The 20053-nt window shown below is 34.4% G+C and carries 16 protein-coding genes; 7 read left to right on the top strand and 9 right to left on the bottom strand.

Annotated elements, in window-relative coordinates; all coding sequences use genetic code 11:
- Window positions 1-94: 94 nt before the first annotated feature.
- From KHA98_RS15500 to KHA98_RS15520, 5 genes are all read left to right on the top strand, one after another.
- The gene (locus tag KHA98_RS15500; RefSeq protein ID WP_213258836.1) at window positions 95-784 is read left to right on the top strand and encodes a tetratricopeptide repeat protein; all 690 of its coding nucleotides are present in this window, start codon (window positions 95-97) and stop codon (window positions 782-784) included.
- Between the two features lie 64 nt (window positions 785-848).
- Complete coding sequence (locus KHA98_RS15505) at window positions 849-2204, top strand: UDP-N-acetylmuramate--L-alanine ligase (protein WP_213258837.1); 1356 nt, start codon at window positions 849-851, stop codon at window positions 2202-2204.
- A gap of 129 nt (window positions 2205-2333) precedes the next feature.
- Entirely contained in the window at window positions 2334-3023 is a 690-nt protein-coding gene (radC, locus tag KHA98_RS15510; RefSeq protein ID WP_213258838.1) for a RadC family protein, read from the top strand.
- Window positions 3024-3026: 3 nt separating this feature from the next.
- On the top strand, window positions 3027-3713 hold the full coding sequence (locus KHA98_RS15515; protein WP_213258839.1) for a YjjG family noncanonical pyrimidine nucleotidase: 687 nt from the start codon (window positions 3027-3029) through the stop codon (window positions 3711-3713).
- A gap of 2 nt (window positions 3714-3715) precedes the next feature.
- Window positions 3716-4465, top strand: coding sequence for a hypothetical protein (locus tag KHA98_RS15520; RefSeq protein WP_213258840.1), 750 nt, complete (start codon window positions 3716-3718; stop codon window positions 4463-4465).
- Window positions 4466-4480: 15 nt separating this feature from the next.
- Here KHA98_RS15520 and KHA98_RS15525 read toward each other — a convergent pair whose 3' ends face one another.
- The gene (locus KHA98_RS15525) at window positions 4481-5758 is read right to left on the bottom strand and encodes a replication-associated recombination protein A (protein WP_213258841.1); all 1278 of its coding nucleotides are present in this window, start codon (window positions 5756-5758) and stop codon (window positions 4481-4483) included.
- A 128-nt stretch (window positions 5759-5886) separates the two neighbouring features.
- Between KHA98_RS15525 and KHA98_RS15530 the strand changes: the two genes are divergently transcribed.
- Together KHA98_RS15530 and KHA98_RS15535 are read left to right on the top strand one after the other, a co-directional pair.
- On the top strand, window positions 5887-6651 hold the full coding sequence (locus KHA98_RS15530) for a rhomboid family intramembrane serine protease (protein ID WP_213258842.1): 765 nt from the start codon (window positions 5887-5889) through the stop codon (window positions 6649-6651).
- A 111-nt stretch (window positions 6652-6762) separates the two neighbouring features.
- On the top strand, window positions 6763-7227 hold the full coding sequence (locus KHA98_RS15535; protein ID WP_246522367.1) for a hypothetical protein: 465 nt from the start codon (window positions 6763-6765) through the stop codon (window positions 7225-7227).
- 3 nt (window positions 7228-7230) lie between these two features.
- Here the strand turns inward: KHA98_RS15535 and KHA98_RS15540 are convergent, their stop codons facing one another.
- The 8 genes from KHA98_RS15540 to KHA98_RS15575 form a co-directional block, all read right to left on the bottom strand.
- Window positions 7231-8031, bottom strand: coding sequence for a DUF2490 domain-containing protein (locus tag KHA98_RS15540; protein ID WP_213258844.1), 801 nt, complete (start codon window positions 8029-8031; stop codon window positions 7231-7233).
- Between the two features lie 38 nt (window positions 8032-8069).
- Window positions 8070-8804, bottom strand: coding sequence for a 23S rRNA (guanosine(2251)-2'-O)-methyltransferase RlmB (rlmB, locus tag KHA98_RS15545; protein ID WP_213258845.1), 735 nt, complete (start codon window positions 8802-8804; stop codon window positions 8070-8072).
- Window positions 8805-8889: 85 nt separating this feature from the next.
- Window positions 8890-9387 carry a lipid-binding protein gene (locus KHA98_RS15550; protein WP_213258846.1) on the bottom strand — a complete coding sequence of 166 codons (498 nt, stop codon included), beginning with the start codon at window positions 9385-9387 and terminating at the stop codon, window positions 8890-8892.
- Window positions 9388-9402: 15 nt separating this feature from the next.
- Window positions 9403-10041, bottom strand: coding sequence for an immunoglobulin-like domain-containing protein (locus KHA98_RS15555; protein ID WP_213258847.1), 639 nt, complete (start codon window positions 10039-10041; stop codon window positions 9403-9405).
- A 12-nt stretch (window positions 10042-10053) separates the two neighbouring features.
- Window positions 10054-11484, bottom strand: coding sequence for a SusD/RagB family nutrient-binding outer membrane lipoprotein (locus KHA98_RS15560; protein WP_213258848.1), 1431 nt, complete (start codon window positions 11482-11484; stop codon window positions 10054-10056).
- A 16-nt stretch (window positions 11485-11500) separates the two neighbouring features.
- Window positions 11501-14698 carry a SusC/RagA family TonB-linked outer membrane protein gene (locus KHA98_RS15565; RefSeq protein ID WP_213258849.1) on the bottom strand — a complete coding sequence of 1066 codons (3198 nt, stop codon included), beginning with the start codon at window positions 14696-14698 and terminating at the stop codon, window positions 11501-11503.
- 556 nt (window positions 14699-15254) lie between these two features.
- A complete protein-coding gene (locus tag KHA98_RS15570; protein WP_213258850.1) occupies window positions 15255-16715 on the bottom strand; it encodes a SusD/RagB family nutrient-binding outer membrane lipoprotein in 1461 nt (486 codons plus the stop codon).
- Between the two features lie 11 nt (window positions 16716-16726).
- Window positions 16727-20005 (bottom strand): SusC/RagA family TonB-linked outer membrane protein, encoded by a 3279-nt coding sequence (locus tag KHA98_RS15575; protein ID WP_213258851.1) that lies wholly within the window; start codon window positions 20003-20005, stop codon window positions 16727-16729.
- Window positions 20006-20053 lie beyond the last annotated feature (48 nt).

The following is a 20053-nucleotide window of genomic DNA, read 5'->3' on the forward strand; positions in this document are numbered from 1 at the left end:
TAAGGGTTGGAAAATGATTAAAATAATTTTCGTACAAATTACTAATTTCTCAACAAATCTTAATAGAGAATCTATATTTCCTTATTTTTGAAACATGAAAAAACTATTGTTTCTTTTTTTAATTGTACCAATTTGTTGTTGGTCGCAATCTAATTTCGAAAAAGGAGAGAAGTTATTTCGATTAAAGAAATATGCTGAGGCGCAAGTGATTTTTGAAACGGTTTTAAAAAGTAATACTACAGATATAAAAACATTAGAGTACTTGGGAGAGATTGCGGCACATCAGAAATCATGGGTAAAAGGTGCAGAGTATTTCAAAAAACTTAAGGAATTAAAACCTACTGTGGCAGATTATTTTTTTAAATACGGAGGTTGTCTGGCAATGCGTGCTGTAGAAGTTAATAAATTCAAAGCTTTTGGAATGGTTGGTGAAATGAAAACAGCATTTGAAAAAGCAATTGAACTCAATCCAAAGCATGTTCAGGCCAGATGGGCGTTGATCGAAATCTATTTACAATTGCCCGGAATTTTAGGAGGTAGTGAATCTAAGGCAATTTCGTATTCTAATGAGTTGGCGCAGTTTTCGCCTGTTGATGGTTATTTGTCCAGAGGAAGAATTGATGAATATTTTGAGCGGTACAATTCGGCAGAAAAAAATTATAAGAAAGCAGATGAAATTGGCAATTCAAAAGTCACATTTCAAAAATTATATAATTTATATTTGAACAAATTAAAAGACCCAAAAAAGGCCTTAGAATTGAAACAAAAATTTGAATCATCATAACCAATTTTTAATAGTTGTATTTTGGCAATCATTGAATTTAGGTATTAAAAAAATAAGAATTTAAATGAAAACACATTTCATCGCTATTGGCGGAAGTGCTATGCACAACTTAGCATTAGCATTGCATAATAAAGGATATCAGGTTACGGGAAGTGACGATGCTATTTTTGAACCATCAAAATCGAGATTAGAGAAAAAAGGTATTCTTCCTGCTGAATTAGGTTGGTTTCCTGAAAAAATAACCGCAGATATTGATGCGATAATTTTAGGAATGCATGCCAAAGCCGATAATCCTGAATTGTTGAAAGCGCAGGAACTTGGACTGAAAATTTATTCTTATCCTGAATTTTTATACGAGCAATCTAAAAATAAAACTCGTGTTGTAATTGGTGGTTCTCATGGAAAAACCACTATTACGTCGATGATTTTGCATGTAATGCATTATCATAATATTGCAGTTGATTATATGGTGGGAGCACAGTTGGAGGGTTTTGATACGATGGTACATCTTACGGAAGAAAATGATTTTATGGTTCTGGAAGGTGATGAGTATTTATCATCGCCAATTGATAGAAGACCAAAATTTCACTTATACCAGCCTAATATCGCTTTAATTTCCGGAATTGCCTGGGATCACATCAATGTTTTTCCAACATATGAGAATTATGTAGAGCAATTCGAAATTTTTATTGAGAAAATTACCAACGGCGGTATTTTAGTTTATAATGAAAATGATCCTGAAGTAAAACGCGTTTCTGAGGTAGCAACAAATCCAATTCGTAAACTTGCTTATCATACGCCGGAATATACCGTTAGTGATGGCGTTACTTTGTTAAAAACTCCGGAAGGCGATATGCCAATCGAAGTTTTTGGAGCACACAATTTAAATAATCTAGCCGGTGCAAAATGGATTTGCCAAAACATGGGTGTGGACGAAGCCGAATTTTATGAGGCTATCGCTAGTTTTAAAGGCGCATCTAAACGTTTGGAAAAAATTGCCGAAGGAAAAGGTAAAGTGGCTTACAAAGATTTTGCACATTCGCCAAGTAAAGTTGCGGCGACAACAAAAGCTGTAAAAGAGCAATATCCAAATAGAACTTTGGTGGCTTGTTTAGAGTTACATACTTATAGCAGCTTAAATGCTGAGTTTTTAAAAGAATATGAAGGTGCTCTGGAATATGCTGATGTTGCAGTTGTATTTTATTCTCCAGATGCAGTAAAAATTAAACAATTGGAAGAAGTGACTTATGAGCAAATTGCGAAAGCCTTTAATCGTGAAGACCTTATAATTTATACTAATCCATTTGAATTTAAAGAATATTTGTTCAATTTAAATCTGGATAATTCTGCACTTTTATTAATGAGTTCCGGAAATTACGGTGGCTTAAATTTTGACGAAGTAAAAGGGCTGATAGAATAATTTGTCAATTAGAAAATTAGATAAAGTGCCAATTGCTATGCATTGGCACTTTTTTTTAAGTTTATTTTTTATTTGAACGATTTTTCTTTCTTTTTAAATATATTCGCTTTTTAAAAAATCGTTTAGTTTATGAAACAATCTCATTTTTCAATTAAAGATTGGTCTGATGATGACAAGCCTCGTGAAAAATTAATAGTTAAAGGAAAAGATTCTTTAAGTGATGCCGAATTACTTGCAATCTTAATTGGATCTGGTAGTCGAAATGAATCTGCAGTAGATTTGAGTAAACGCATTCTGGCAACTGTTGGAGGCTTAAATTCGTTGGCAAAATTATCTCTTACTCAATTAATAAGTTTTAAAGGAATAGGCGAAGCAAAAGCGGTTTCAATTATTGCTGCACTTGAATTATGCCGACGCAGGGGTTCAGAAAAAGGAACGGAAAAGATTAAAATAACCTCTAGTAAAATTGTTTTTGATCTTATGCGACCAATTATTGGAGATCTGCCCCATGAAGAATTTTGGGTGCTTTTTCTGAATAATTCGAATAAAGTAGTTTCTAAGTCTCAATTAAGTAAAGGTGGTATTGCGGGAACAGTTGTAGATGTTAGACTGATTTTTAAATTAGCTTTAGAAAAAAGTGCTACTGGCTTGATTTTGTGTCATAACCATCCTTCGGGAGAGTTAAAGCCTAGTGAAGCTGATAAGCAGATTACCAGAAAAATTCGTGAGGCAGGAAATAAGTTAGATGTTAAAGTTTTAGATCATTTGATTATTACTGAAACAAAATATTATAGTTTTGTAGATGAAGGAATTTTTTAAATTATGAATACCACAATTACCGACGTTTTTTTTGATTTAGATCATACACTTTGGGATTTCGATAAGAACTCAGAAATGGCTTTTGATCGTATTTTTAAAAGTAAATATCCAAATATAAATACTTTGGATTTTATTGAAAAGTATGCGCCAATAAATCAAGCTTGTTGGAAGCTATATCAAAATGATCAAATAAGTCACGTTGAGTTGCGTTATAATCGTTTAAAGTTTTCATTTGATGCACTGGAATATCAAATTTCAGATGAAAATATTAATGAGATTGCCAATGATTATATCGAGTTTTTAACCGATAATAATCACCTTTTTGATGGAGCTATTGAAGTACTGGAATACTTAAAACCTAAATATAGACTTCATATTATTACGAATGGTTTTGCGAGTGTTCAGGATAAAAAAATTAATAATGCTTCACTTGGCGGATATTTTAATACAATCACAAATTCAGAATTGGCTGGTGTGAAAAAACCAAATAGTATTATCTTTGATTATGCAGTTAATTTGGCTCAGGCTTCAAAAAGTAATTGTATCATGATTGGAGATTGTCTCGATGCCGATGTTAACGGTGCATTGAATGCCGGACTGGATGCTATTTTCTTTAATGAAAAAAACATAGAGGTTTCTCAGGATATAAAACAAATACAACATTTATTAGAACTTAAAAATTATTTATAACAATGAAAATAAAATTTCTACTTGCTGCATTAATTTGTTCCGTTATTGGATTTGCACAATCGGTTAATGATTACAAAGCTGTAATCGTACCATTAAGATACGAGTTTACTAAAAGTGATAATCAGTATAGATTATCAACGATAAGTAAATCAAATTTGGTTAAAGCTGGTTTTCCTGCTTTTTATTCCAATGAAGTAATTCCTGCTGAGTATAATGATCGTTGCCAGATTTTATATATGGATGTAAAAAGAGACAATGCATTTTTGGTTACTAAACTTTTTGTAGAGTTTAAAGATTGTTACGGAAAAGTAATTTATACCTCAGAAGTAGGGAAAAGTAAGGAGAAAGATTATGAAGCTGCTTACAAAGAAAGTCTTGATAATGCTTTTATTTCTATAAATGCATTACATTACAAGTACAGTGGAAAAACAGTTCCAAGTGAGGCGAGAGTGGTTACCGCAGCAGCAATTCCTGCTACTGTTGTAGTGGCGCAGAATACTACAGTTGCGACTCCGGTTGCTAACATGGCAGATCCTAATTTATTGTACGCACAACCAACTGAAAATGGATATCAGTTAATTGATAAAACACCAAAAGTGGTAATGAAATTGCTGAAAACATCACGTCCGGATTCTTTCATCGCAATAAAAGACGGGGTTCAGGGATCTTTAAATGCAAAAGACAATCAATGGTTTTTTGAATATTACCAAAACGACAAATTGGTTTCTGAAAAAGTTTCAGTTAAATTTTAAATATAAAATAGGGTTTTAATAACCATATTTATCTTTCCAACGGTTCTTTAAAAATTCGCGGTTGCTGTTCTCTCTAGAATTGCTTCCCGGATTGTAAAGAACCGTTTCTTTTATAGCATCTGGCAGAAATTCCTGTTCAGCAAAGTTATTTGCGTAATCATGCGAATATTTGTAATCATCGCCATAGCCTAATTCTTTCATAAGTTTGGTTGGCGCATTTCGCAAATGAATTGGTACAGGCAGATCTCCAGTTTGTTTTACCAGCTGTTGTGCATTTCCAATTGCCATATACGATGCATTGCTTTTTGGAGAAGTTGCCAGATAAATGGCACATTGACTCAGAATAATTCGACTTTCGGGATATCCAATAGTAGTTACGGCCTGAAAAGTATTATTGGCCATGATAAACGCAGTTGGATTTGCATTTCCAATATCTTCACTCGATAGAATTAACATTCTGCGGGCAATAAACTTTACATCTTCGCCACCTTCAATCATTCTTGCAAGCCAATACACAGCTCCATTAGGATCGCTTCCTCTTATTGATTTAATAAAAGCGGAAACAATATCATAGTGCTGTTCACCCGTTTTGTCGTATAAAACAGTGTTCTGTTGCACAAGTTCCAAAACACGTGCATTTGTTATAGTAATTTTGTCTTCTGCAGAAGCATTGACGACAAGTTCAAATATATTGAGAAGTTTTCTGCCATCACCGCCAGAAAGTCTTAACAAAGCTTCAGTTTCTTTTAATGTAATATTTTTTGAAGCCAGATATGAGTCGGTTTTCATTGCTCTGTGAAGCAATGCTTCCAAATCATCTTTTGTGAAAGCATTCAAAATGTAAACCTGACATCGGGATAATAATGCAGGAATAACTTCAAAGCTTGGGTTTTCGGTAGTTGCACCAATAAGTGTGATCCATCCTTTTTCAACAGCAGCTAAAAGAGAGTCTTGTTGTGATTTGCTAAAACGATGAATCTCGTCTATGAACAAAATAGGATTTTTGGCAGTAAATAAACCACCGCTTTGTTTTGCCTTTTCGATTACATCCCGAATATCTTTGACGCCAGAATTTATTGCACTTAAAACATAAAACGGACGTTTTGACTCTTGCGCAATAATTTGTGACAAAGTAGTTTTTCCTGTTCCTGGTGGTCCCCAAAATATTAAAGACGGAATTATGCCCTTTGAAATTTGTTGTGTTAATGAACCACTTGGCCCAACTAAATGACTCTGGCTAATATAATCTTCTAATGTTTGTGGGCGAATACGCTCGGCTAAAGGTGCTTCCATTCTGTAAAATTACTATTTTCAGCTTTATTTTAATTGTTTTAAGCGTTAATTACTTCATAAAGCTGACAAATTATCAGTAAATTGTATTTGGATAGTTTTTTGATATTATTCTATAAATTTTTAGAAGTATGAATGATAATCATTTTAAATTTTCCTACGCAGTAATTGGTCTTCCTGTTTTTTTTGTCCTCTTTTTGTGGATTGTTTACTGGTTTCAAATTCGTTTTGATTTCGACTTTTATCAAAATGGGATTTATCCAAGAGATTTTTCAGGTTTGCAGGGTATTTTGTTTAGTCCATTTATACATGAGAATATAAGTCATTTATATAATAATTCTATTCCACTTTTGGTTTTGCTGGCGGCTATGCAGTTTTTTTATCCTAAACAGACAGTTGCAGTTATTGGCTATGGAATTCTTTTTTCGGGACTAATTACCTGGATTATTGGCCGTGAGAATTATCATATTGGAGCAAGCGGATTGATTTATGTTTTAGTTAGTTTTATTTTCTTCAAAGGAATTCAAACGGGGTATTATCGGTTAGTGGCACTTTCACTTTCGATTATTTTGCTTTATGGAGGTATGATTTGGTATGTGTTTCCAGATGTAGATGCTACAATTTCCTGGGAAGGACATTTAGCAGGTTTCATAACAGGATTTGTTCTGAGCTTGTTCTATAAAACGCCGGAATACGCAAAGCCAATAGTTTACGATTGGCAAAAGCCTGATTTTAAACCCGAAGAAGATGCTTTTATGAAACACTTTGATGAAAATGGGAATTTTGTAAATACAAAAGTTGAAGAAGTAGAGGAGGAAACCTTATTTTCTTATTTTAGTTCTAATGTTCCTGTTTATTACGATATTACAAAAAAGGATTCAGAAGATAAGCTCTGAAGTTTTCTGTTTAATTAATTAAAATAGGCTAAATTTGTTAGAAATGGTTTAATTTTTTATTTGGAGACTATGAGGAATTTAATTTTATTAGGCTTGATTTTTTTTGGACTTATGAGTTTAGAAGCCTTTGCTCAGTGTGATATAAAAAACAGAGTATCTGCAGATGGAAGTATGATGTATTATTTTGATCCGGCGGTTTTCTATACTACAAAATCCAAATCTTTAAAAATTAACGTTCTAACAGATAAAGAACATTATTATATCGCATTACAGCCAACACCATTTCCTTCTAAGAAAGAGGGGAAGAAAATTAAAGATGATCTGATCATTCATTTAGCAGATAATAAAGTATATAAGTTATCTCATTACGATACACAGTATATGAACAATGACTCTATTATGCAGATACTTTATCTTATTGATGATAAAGATCTGGAGTCGTTTTCTAAGTTTGAAGCTCTTGTAGCAGAAATTCGATTAGAAGGGACAGAATTTGTTAGAGATTATAACTTTAAGCTACATAAAGATGCTATTCTGGAACAGCTTATTTGTTTTTTGAAAAAGGAAGAAAATTAGAAGTTAATCATCAACCTGAGTTTCGGGTTTTTGAAATAATTTTTTCTGCAAGTTTTTAAATAGATTGTTGAATGTTATATTTAACGATGCTGCGTTTATATTTTTGTTTTGAGTACTTCTGGGTAGATATTCGTTTGCATAAGTTAATTCTACTTGTATGTCATCTGTAAATAGATATCCTGCGCCGATATTAAATCTGTTTCTGTCAAAAAAGCTATTTCCGGTAACTTCCGCTTTGGATTTTATGTAAACTTCATCGGAAGCAATTGCGTAAACAACGCCCTGTCTTAGTATTTTGCTGTTAAGCGGCTGCATATATTTTATTTGTTGACGGTATCTCAACACATTTTCATAATCATCTTCTTCGTTTTTCATGTGTCTAAATTCAAGTCGCATTCTCGTACTTAAAGTATAGCCTGTTTTATGAAAGAAGTAGGTTCCCTGAGTGGTAAATCGCCATTCAGGTGATTCAAACTGACCAATTTCAGGAACATCTTTATTGTTGTAATAAGCTAAGGAAGCAGATAGTTTCCAGCGTGGCGTTAAATAGTAATGTGCCCAGCCTCGAACGGCTCTCTGTATATTTTTGTCAAAAAGATTTGACGAAGAATCGGTACTGCTATAGGTTCCTTCCAGATCCAGTTCTGTAGACCATTTTTTGTTTATCGTTCTGTTAAACTGAAGCTCATTCCAAAACTGATTGTAGTGAATCGATTGAGAATAGCTAATACTTGTAACTAAAAAGAGTACAAGTATTAGACTTATTTTTTTGAATGATATGTTTTGAACAGAACTTATAGGCATTCATTATTTTTTAAATTATTACCTAGATTCTCAATTTACTAACTTCTTTGACGAACGGTTTCATATAAGAAAGCTCCGCAGGCAACAGAAACATTTAATGATCCAATAGATCCAAACATTGGGAGTTTTGCTTTTTCATCTACAATTTTAAGAACAGATGGGTTTATTCCTCTATCTTCAGATCCCATGATGATTGCCAAAGGTTCGTTTAAAGATAAATCGTAAATGTTTTGATCTGTTTTTTCGGTTGCGGCTATTGTCTTAATACCAGAACCTTGAAGGTAAAAAATGGCATCTTTGATATGCTCAACTTTACAAATAGGAACATTAAATACCGCTCCGGCAGACGTTTTTACGGTGTCTCCATTTACGGGTGCCGATCCTGCTTTCTGAACTATAATTCCATTAACGCCTGTACATTCTGCAGTTCTAATAATAGCACCAAAGTTTCTTGCATCAGAAATTTGATCTAAGATTAAAAACAAAGGTTTCGCTCCCGCTTCTATTGTTGATTCAACAAGATGTTCTAATTCGATAAATCCTATTGGAGATATTGTAGCGACTGCACCTTGATGGTTATTTGGTGTAAGACGGTTTAATTTTTCAACAGGAACATAGGAGAAGTTAATGTTAGCACGTTTCATTACTTTCATTAAATCTTTCATTAATTCTCCGGAAATCTCTTTCTGTATAAATACTTTATCAACTTCTTTTCCAGCCTGAATTGCTTCTATGATGGCTCTAATGCCAAATATTTGATGTTCTTTTTCCATGAGACAAATATAGGTAATATGTTTATATAAAAAAACCACCCCAAATTAATGGGATGGTTTAATGATTGCTTATACTAAATATTTATTAGTATTCGTCTTCGTAGAAACCAGTTCTTTTGTGACCTTCATAAGAGTAGATAACTCCTGGCTCACTGCTGAATTCTGCTTTAAAAGAGATTTTGTTTACTGTATGCCCTCCTTTTGAAGTAGCAGCATCTTTTTCAACTTTACCAGCTGTAATTGTAACAGTTCTTGCATTAAAGGCATTAGCAGCAGCTGTTGCTGTAAATGTACCGTCAGCATTGAAGTTTACTTTAACTTTAAACTTTTTAGACGCAGCAGTATTATGATCATCTAACCATAATGTGTTGTCATTAGCAGCAGTATTGTAAGTAGAAAACAAAGCGTGATCTATAATTACTGTACCAGCCGGGTTTGTTGTAGAAACGAACCAGTCTCCAGCAAGTGCCTCAGCTGTTGTTCCTCCTGGATTTATGTCTCCAACTTCATCGCAAGATGCAAACGAAGTAAGTACTAGTACCGCTACGGCAATACGAGCTATTTTTAGTTTTAATTTTTTCATTTTAATGTTTTTTAATTATCGTGCAAATACTCTATCAGCTGTACCAAATACTGCTGAAGCATAAATTACCCATTTCCAGTGATCTTTGTCTGTAATAGTACCAATATTGCTTTCTGCAGAAATTCCTGATGCAGAAGCATTTTCTTGATAAGGAGCATAAATTTGTTTATCATCTATGTTATAGAATTCCAAAGTTAACATATCATTAGCCACACTATATCCAGTTGCATTATCACAAATATACTTTCTGTCTCCTCCTCCTGCTACTTTGCTTACTACGTTAGGGTTTCCACTTCGTAGAAAAGTACCAGTTAAATCAATTGTACTAGGTTTGTTACTTAAAACTACAACTGTACGCGTTAAATAAGCTGGGAAACCATCGCTGTTTACTGCAGAGTATTTGATTTTGTACATTGAAGGTTTGCTTGTATCTACTGTACCATCAATTTTTACTTCAAGTGTTTTTCCATCAGCTTCAGCTTCTACACCTTGCTCAGTATATGTTTCTCCTTGAGTTAAAACAACTAGTTCAGGTCCGTTCATCGATAGGTTTGCGTAAGCAGTTACTGCAGACACACCATCAGTAGAGTCTCCTTCACAAGAAGTAAATAATAGTCCTGAAACTACCATTAGAGATATAAAAATTTTTTTCATTTGTATAATTTTTTAGTTAACATCCCACCAAACAGGATCAGTAATTTTCTTTAAAGCTGGAGCATTAGGATTTCTTGATTTTACTGTATTAGGCAAAATAATTCTTCTTGGGAATTGGTTTGCTCCAAGTACAGTCTCTACAGATGTAGCAAGTTGTCCAGGAATGTATGCTTCGTCAGTTTGTTCAACTGTAGATTCTTTAGGGAATCCAGTTCTGTTTTGCTCTAAAAATGATTCGTAACCGTTTCCAGGGAAACTTGAGATCCATTTTTGAGTGATAATTGCTTCAATTTGAGCAGTAGTTCCTGCAGCAGGGAATTCATATTTACCACCTGGAGCTACAAATGATGCGCCACTTAGAGAGTACTTCGCAAAGTTAGCCTGAACTCCTAAGTCGTATTTTTCTTTAGCACCAGCACCAGCAAAATATCTTGTAAGAGCTTCTGCTTGTAAGAAGTAGCTTTCTTCTGCACTAATTAAATATACTGGAGTTTTAGCATTTAAAGTTACTAATGAAAGACCAGTTGCAGTATTTAAGAAATCTCCTTGTGGGTTTGGTTTTCCAGGGCCATAATATTTGTCTTTACGAGTATCAACATTAATATCTAAATAGCTGTACAATGTTACACTAGCTCTAAGGTTTAAAGTAGTGTTTAATTGTCTTCTGTCTGATTCGTACAAAGGGTTACTTCTGTCAGCAGCATCTTCAAATTGAGTCATTGCAGCATCAACATCTAAGAACTGAGCACCAGAATTGATTAAAGTTGTGATTCCTGATTGAGCAAGAGTAGGGTTAACCTGAGTTAATCTCATATGAAGTTTTAGCAACAATGTATTACCATACTTAGTCCAGTTTTCCATGTTTCCATTAAAAATGAAATCATCTTTTCCTGGTTTATCACCTACAGATGCAGATTGATCTTTTGATAAAGCTAATTTTAAATCAGCGATCATTAAATCGTAAGCTTCTTTTCCAGTATTAAATTTAGGTTGTAAGAATGCTGGATTGTTAGCTTCTGCGTAAGGAATATCACCATATAAATCTGCCATTACCTGAGAAGCTTGAACTTCAAGCACAGTAGAGATCAAATAGTAATTTGTATTTCCTTCAGCTAGTGCTTTTGCTTTTACTACTCTAATGTCGTTTAAAGCATCGTACATTGCTGCCCAGCCTGCCTGGTAGTCATTTGTTCCAATACTGTACTGGTCAATATTTTTGTATTGGTTTGAAGTATTGTTTTGAGTCCAAAATTGAGACCAGAAACCACCAATTAGCGCATAGTAAGATCCTTGTGCTCCTACAACACCAGCAATACCAGCTGGTAGAATTGTTGCGTATGCTTGCCCAGGAGGCAATAGATCTGGATCTCTATTAATGTCAAATGTATCATCACATGACACTAATAAGAAAAGAGCTGTTATTAATGTTGCTATTTTTTTCATTTTTCTATATTTATTATTAGAATGATAATTTTAAAACTCCTCCAATAGATCTTTGAGAAGGGTTAGCTGCAAATTCTCCTACATCAGAAAGTACACCTGTTCCGTAAGTTCCAGTTTCAGGATCTGTATAAGGGTTGCTTCCAGGAGTCCACAAGAAAAGGTTTCTTCCGTAGATTCCAACAGTGATTTTGTTTAATCCCATGTTTTTACTTAAAGCAGATGGGAAATCATAGTTTAAGTTGACCTCTCTTAATCTGATAAAAGTTTTGTCAATTACGTGAGTAGATTCAATTCCAGGGTTGTTTGTAGTGTTGTAGAATGATGATACGTTAGCGAAAGTAACCGGAGTCATGTTTTCTGTATACGTAACAGCACCTGCAGCATCTACGTGCTCATTAACAGAGTTAGGAATGATGAATGTGTTTCTGTCATTGTAAACAGTTTCTGCGCCATTTCCTGTAAAGTGTGATAATCTCTTAGTATAAGAATAGAATTCACCCCCTTGTTTCCAATCCATTGAAAAGCCTAAGTTAAAGTTTTTGTATTTGAAGGTATTTTGTAGACCCATTACGAAATCACGTTGTGAGTCTCCAATACGTTGGATGTCAGTGCTTGTTTCGTACATTCCAGTGTTAGGGTTTACAATATATTGTCCTGCATCATTTGTTTTTGGCACAAGAGAATAGAATGTTCCAATAGGTTGTCCTTTTGTAGCTCTGTAAGTTACACCGTAAACAGGCGCTAAGTCAATATCATTAAATCCGTCAGCTAACTTAGTAACTTCATTAAGGTTTTTAGTGAATGTGTAAGTTATATTCCAAGTGAAGTCTTTGTTTTTAATTGGACTACCTGAAAGAGAAAGCTCGATACCTTTGTTTACTACTTCAGCAGCATTGATGTATTTACTTAAGAAACCTGTTGAAGGATCTAATGGTAAGTTAACGATCAAATCAGAAGTTGTTTTGTGGTATAATGCAATATCATAGCTAATTCTGTTTTTCAAGAATGATCCCTCAGCTCCAACTTCGTATTCAATTGTAGATTCTGGTTTCAATTCTGGATTTGCTAGTCTACTTGAAGCTTCATAGTAACTTACGCCTCCCATTGGAGATGCAATGATACCAAAGTTAGCAGCTGCAGAACCAGGAATATATGAATTTTCAGTCACATAAGGTTGTGTGTCATTTGCAATTTTAGAAGCAGCACCTCTTAATTTTAAGAAAGTACTTCCGTTGTCAATTACGATAGCACCAAGAGATAATGCTGGGTAGAAATAAGCATTGTTTCCAATTGGTAATGTAGATGTAGCATCTTCTCTACCAGTAAGTGTAGCAAAATATCTGTTTTTGAAAGCAAATTCAGCAGAAGCATATACAGCAGCATTTCTTCTTAATGAATTTGTTTGTGTAATAGTTGGTCTGTTTGGTGAGTTAGATAATTCGTAGTAATTAGCTATACCAAGATTAGTAATTGTATTAAACAATTCGTCAGACTCTCTTTTGTTGTAGTTTAAACCACCTAAAAGGTTTAATGTCCAGTCTTCACTTAAGTTTGTGTTATAATTAATGTTGAAGAAGGTATCAAATTCGCTGTACTCAGATCTTCCTTCTGTAACACCACCAACAACTTTGTTAGCTCCAGCAACTGCTTGAGGTGTACCTGGATCGTAATCTACGATAGCACCGTAACTTTTAAATCTTTCAGATCTAATGTTACCACCCACTTGCCAAGAAGCAACGATTTTGTCAGTAATTTTGTAGCTTAAATTTACGTTTCCAAAAACGTTGTTTCCATAAATTTTAGTGCTGTTCTCATTAATAGAGAAGTAAGGGTTTGCAGCATATGGAGTAAAGTAATAATCTGGAGTATTGAAGATGTTACCTTTGTAATCTTTCAAATCTACGATACTTACGTCTCTAGGGATTTGTAATAAATCTTGTTGTAATGTAGAACCTTGTCCAGCGTCATCACCTTGTCCTGTGTTAACAACACTTTGGTTTTTGTATACATAGTTTAATGCAGTTCTTAAAGTAAATCTTTTACCTTTTAATCCTCCATTGAAACCTAAAGATTGTTTTTTGTATAAATCAGCATCAGAAGGTACAACTCCATCACTGTTTACATTTGAGAATACTAAAGAGAAATCTGAAGTATCACCACCACCACTTAAGTTTACAGATTGTGTAGCTAAAGATCCAGTGTTGTAGAAATCTCTAACGTTATCATTTAAACCTACATAAGATTTGATTTGTTGAGTATTGTTGTATACAGTACCCCATGGTCTAACTTCTCCATTGAATGCAGGTCCCCAAGAACCATTTTCATTACTGTAAGAGTTAGATCCTGAATATCCAACACCATTCCATCCTTGTCCGAATGAATTTTGTAAGTGAGGAACTCTAGCAACTTCACTGAATTCAGTTGAAGCTAAAACGTCAACTTTAATTCCAGAGTTTGATTTTCCTTTTTTTGTTGTAATAAGGATTACACCACCACCAGCTCTTGAACCATATAAAGCAGATGCAGCAGCTCCTTTAAGAACTGTCATACTTTCAATGTTGTTAGGGTCAAGGTCACTGATACCGTTACCAGCATCGTAAGATCTAGTTGAAGATGCAGTTCCATTATTACTAGTACCAGTTGCAGTATTGTTAATAGGAGAACCATCAACAATGTAAAGCGGTCCAGCATTACCTGTAATAGTGTTCAAACCACGAATAACCACTTTAGTAGAAGCTCCTGGTTGAGACGGTGCTGTAATATCAACTCCGGCAATTTTACCAGAAAGTGTTTCAAATGGGTTTGTGTTAACTACTGCAGTAATTGCTTCTGCTTTCAAAGTTGTTGTTGCGTAACCAAGAGATTTTTTCTCTCTTTTAATACCAAAGGCAGTTACAACAACACCTTCTAGTTCTTGTGCACCTGCATCAGCTAATTTTACATTTACTGTTGCAGAAGTAGCTGCTACTTCTTGAGTTTTCATCCCAATGTAGCTAAACACCAAAATTTGGCTTGAAGATGCTTTAATAGAAAATTTACCATCAAAGTCTGATTGTGTTCCCGTTTTAGTTCCTTTAACTAATACACTAACACCTGGTAAAGGCATTCCTGCATTGTCAGAAACTGTTCCAGAAACAGCTCTTTCTTGCGCAAAAGAAAGTTGCGCGACTAGTACCAATAACAGTACTAAGAATCCATTGAACTTTAGTTTCATTTTTAAATATTTTGAATTAGTCCGACAAAAATCTTAATAATTTGTTAATCTACCTAATATAAAAAGCTTTTTTTTTAGTTAAATAATGATTTTGAGGTTGGATTTTGCTGTTTTATCGATTAAAATTAGCTTAAAATTACAAATCCGTAATTTTTAGTGTTAAATTTGATAATAATTAAAAATTTCGTCAACCCTTTAAATGTTAAATTTATAGATGAAGGGTATTTAAATGTTTTTTTTATAACTTTTATCTTAAAAAAATTGATTGGCTCAACTGCTAAATTTTGTTAAAAAAGTCATGAATCTTTAATTCTCAGTGTTAATGGATATATAAAGTTTTTTATGTTGCGATATTATTTTGAAAATTTAACAAAGTATTTTGTTTGAAAAATGTGGATCATTTTATATGCTTTTTCAATATTTTTATATCACGTATTTTGATGCGATTATTATAGAATTAACTTTCATGTAAAATTAAAGTTAATAGTTTTTTAAAATTAAAAAGCGGTTACAAGATTTCTTGTAACCGCCTTTTGTTTATTCTAGTTAGAAATTATTAGAATTTATCCCAAAATAATTTGGTTTCTACTGCATCGCCACCAATTGCAGCACTTGCATCTGTATAACTTGCTTTATTTAATGATTGTTCAATAATTGGATAGGTATAACGCATTGGAAAACCGGAAACAGCCTCTGCTGGTGCAACTAAAACTGGGAAATCTAATCTTCTGTAAAATGACCATCCTTCAAATGAATTGTTGTAAAATGCAATCCAGCTTTGTGTTCCTATTTTTTGTTTCCATGTTCCTTCAGCAGTTGTATAGGCCACGTCAGGATTTGCTAAATATGTAGTAGCATCTGCCTCTGTTCCTCCCCAATCTAATATAGAAGCTGTTATGGCTGCGTTATAGTGTTCTTCTGCATCTGCGGGTGAACCGTATAGCGATCTTTCCGCAGCTTCTGCTAATAAGAATTCAGCTTCAGCGTAATCCAGAATTGTTCCCGGAAAGTCTGGTGCTTGCATTGTTGGAGTAATATGGCTTTTTTGGCTAAATGAATTAGCAGTTCCGTTTTCTCCACCAATATATTCAATTTCTGGAGTAGAAGGGTCGTCTACATTATCGTCGAAATATTTTGCGCGTCGCGGATCTTGTAATGTATTCATTAGGTCTATTATTGTATTTGTTGGAACAAAATCGTCACGGCCACTTGCAACAAGATCAACATATAGCGGATTTGTATTCGGTGTTGCTGTTAAATATTTAAGATCTGCATTGTCTAGGTTTGATGTGAATACTAATGGAGCGGCACTAGAAACAGTTGCTAATGCCAATGCGCTTTCAGATGGAATATCTGAAATTGTAATACCCATTCTTAGTTTTAGAGTGTTTGCAAATTTAATCCATTTCGTGACATCACCATTATACATTCTGTCACTATCCCCAAAGCTTTTGCCGCCTGTATTTAGTTTGGTAATTGCATTATTTAATCTGTTGATTAAATCTTTGTAGATTGTTAAGCCGTCATCGTACTTTGGAGTTTTAAAATTTAGATCTAAAGCTTGTGTGTATGGTATGTTGCCAAATGTCTCAACTAATATTGCATAAGTATAAACATTTAAAACCTCTATAATTGCAAGTTTGTTTTGTTTGTCTAATGGGTTCTCTGTTAGTCCAATTGGGGTGTTTGTTATGTTTTTAGCACTTTGATCCAGATCTTTTAGTACGTCTTTATACAAGAACTGCCAATGTTGTTCTGGAATTGTTCTAGTAACTAAATCATAATTACTTTCGTCAGTATATACTGTTTCAGTAAAATACTGATCAATTAACCTGATGATGTTATTGTTAACGTTTGTGCTTGTCATTTGGTCGACCAAACTTTTTTGAGCACTGGTGAATAGAGCTTCACCAGGTACGTTTGATGGGTCCTTTACGTTTACATTTAATTTTTCTATATCATCAGAGCAGGACGAGAATGTTACTGCGGTGAGGATGATTATAAATATTTTTTTCATGATTTCTTATTTTAGAATTGGATTTTAATGTTGAAGCTAACATCTCTTGTAGATGGTAAAGATCCTGTTGAGTAGCCTTGTAAGTTACCGGATCCTAATCCTGATTCTGGATCTGCGTCTGGTAAATTCTTGTGTATAATCCAAAGGTTTGTTCCAACAATACTGAAGCTCATTCCATTCATGAAAGTATTTTTTAATATTTTTTCTGATAAAGAATAGGTGATTGCTGTTTGTCTTAATTTGATATAACTTGCGTCGTATACAAATGCTTCGTCTGGTAAGCCTCTTCTATAACCTTGAGCGCCAAATCGGCTTGCTTCAATTCTGGTTGTGTTTACTTTTCCATCAGGATTTACTCCCGGGTTTATAAAGCCTCCGCTATCAGATCCTGAAGTTAATGGGTTTCTAATAGGATTTCCTAATTCATTTATAAATGCTGTGTCGTCTGGCAATCCTGTTGCTAAACCATAGTAGCGATCTAGTGAGAATATTTGCCCGCCTTTTTGCATGTCGATTAAGAATTCGAATGAAAAGTTTTTATAGGTGAATTTGTTGTTTAAACCTCCTGTGTAATCTGGATTTGCATTTCCAATAGGGTTGTCAGATGTTGAAGTTTTGACATATTGACCATTGCTTGGGTCAACAACTGGTTGTCCGTTTAAGTAAGTGTATTTTGTTCCGTATATTACACCGTATGGCTGTCCAACTGCGGCATTTATGGTTACACCACCTTGAAAAGATCCAAGTTGTAGATTGTCGATTCCGTCTAATAGGTTTAAAACTTTATTTCGGTTTCTCGCGAAATTTAAATTAACTTCCCATGAAAAAGAATCTGTTTTTATAGGTGTACCATTTAAAGATACTTCAATTCCTTTGTTTTCGATTTCTCCGGCATTAATTAATTGAAATAAATATCCTGTTGAAGAAGTTACTCTTAATGGGATTATTTGGTCAATTGAGTTTGATTTATAGTAAGAGAAATCTAATCCCAATCTCTTTTTAAAGAAAGAAAGTTCTAAACCTGCTTCGTAACTTTTTGTACGTTCTGGTTTTAGGTTGGGATTATTCTTCGTGTCCTTAACTGATGCGGATGCTGCTCCAAATGCGGTGTTAACTGCATAGGTGTCTAGAATTCTATCAAATCCAGGGCTGTTTCCAACTTCAGCATAATTAAGTCTTACTTTTCCGAAGGATAGCCAGTCTGCCTCTATGAATTTAGAAAATACAAAACTTGTAGATACAGAAGGGTAGTAGTATGAGCTATTTGCTTCCGGAAGAGTAGAAGAGTGGTCTCTTCTGATTGTTCCTTCAAGATATAAGTAGTCTTCGTATCCAAAAGAAGCACTTCCGTAAATACCATCAACTCCTATAGATTCATCTCTTTCTATAGGTGCTAATAGAGGGCTTTTTGTGTTTTGCAAGGCATATAACTTAGGTATAGCAAGTCCGCCGTTGGTCGCAGCAAATATTGAATTATAATAACTTCTTCTAATATTTACACCGACAACACCTTTTAAGTTTAATTTTTGTGTGATATCTGTGTTGTAATTTAACATGAAGTCATAATTGTACTCGCTAAAGCCAATGTTTTTACGTGTATAGCCTGATGATGCAGGGCTTCTGTTAGTGGAGCCGTCTCCTCCGCCAGTTCCGATTCCAAAATTCACTGGTACACTTCCGATTGCTCTTCTTTCTTCTTGAAGTTCGTCGTAGGTGTCAACTGACATTCTTCCGAAAGCATCTAGCCAACTTGTAATCTTGTAGTTTAAAGAAATGTTACCAATAAATCTGCTTCTGCTGTCCGATTCGTAATTTTCATAACGCTGGAAGTATGGGTTGTCCCAAAATGCCGGAGTAGGGTCCTGGTATGATTTAGGGTTCCATGTTACATTGCGACCAGTAAGATCATAAGCTTGTTTTAGACTTTTTAGATCAACATTGGTTTGCCACCATTGTCTAAAATTACCGGCAATATTGTCATTGTATCCTGTGCTGTTTCTACCAACGGTGCTTGTTTTGGTAAAGTTTCCGTATCCAGCTATAGTTAACCTGTCGTTGATTAATGTGGATGCGTTTAATGTAAAAGTGTTTCTTTTTAAAGTACTGTTTGGCATTAAACCATTTTGATCCAGATTGTTGGCTCCTAATCTTAAGTATCCATTTTCTAAACCTTTGTCTATCGATATAGAATTGGTAAGTGCTACTGGTTTTTCAAAAAAAGTAAGTGGACCATTTTTTGCTGCAGTCCAAGGGGTAGCTTTCAAGTAATTTGGTGACTCAGGATAAAAAGCATCCCATTGATAAACCATTAAATTTGGGTCAAAAGCTTGTCCATAAGAAGCGTCTTCAGTTAGTGGAGTTACATTGTCAAGTACTCCGTCTCCATTTATATCAATATGATCCAAATAAGAGTCTTCGTCTGGGCCATAATAAGGTCCGTAACCACCACCATATTGATTTTGATATTTTATAAAAGTGCTTTTATCTACAGAACCAATAGTTACGCCCGAGTTAACGGTAATAGAGTAGCCTTTTGCTTTTTTGTTTCCTTTTTTTGTTGTTATTACAACTACACCATTAGCTGCTCGTGATCCATAAAGTGCACTTGCGGCAGAACCTTTAAGGACGTTTATTGATTCGATGTCTTCTGGATTGATGTCAGATGCAGCATTTCCGTAGTCGAAACCAGCTCCGGATTGTTCTTGATCTCTTGAGTTTGAGTTGTTGTTACTTACCGGAACACCATCTATAACAAATAAAGCCTGATTGTTTCCTGTTAAAGAGGAGTTTCCTCTAATTACAATATTTGTAGAGCCCCCAAAATTTGTTGTTCTTTTTACTTGAACTCCAGAAACTTTTCCTGAAATAGCGTTTACGAAGTTGTCACTTTTAACTGCGGCCAGATTTTCTCCTTTAACTTCCTGAGTTGCATAACCAAGGGATTTTTTCTCTCTTGATAATCCTAAAGCGGTAACTACAACTCCTTCTAATTGCTGTGCATCGCCAGATAATTTAGCATTAACTTTTGTTGAGCTGGCCGGAAATTCCTGAGATTTCATTCCGATGTAGCTAAAAACTAAAACTTGGCTTGGTGTTGCTTTGATAGAGTATTTTCCATCAAAATCGGTTTGCGTTCCAGTTTTTGTTCCTTTTACTAGTACACTTACACCTGGTAAGGGCATACTTGCGTCGTCGGTAACAATACCTGAAACAGTTCTTTCTTGCGCAAAGGTTAGCTGCGCCATTAGTGCTAACAAAAGCACTAAGAATCTGTTTAACTTTGGTTTCATATTATCAAATATTTTGGATTAGTTATGTAATATTCGTAATTACTTACT

The sequence above is a fragment of the Flavobacterium branchiicola genome (assembly GCF_018383905.1).
Lineage (GTDB): Bacteria > Bacteroidota > Bacteroidia > Flavobacteriales > Flavobacteriaceae > Flavobacterium > Flavobacterium branchiicola.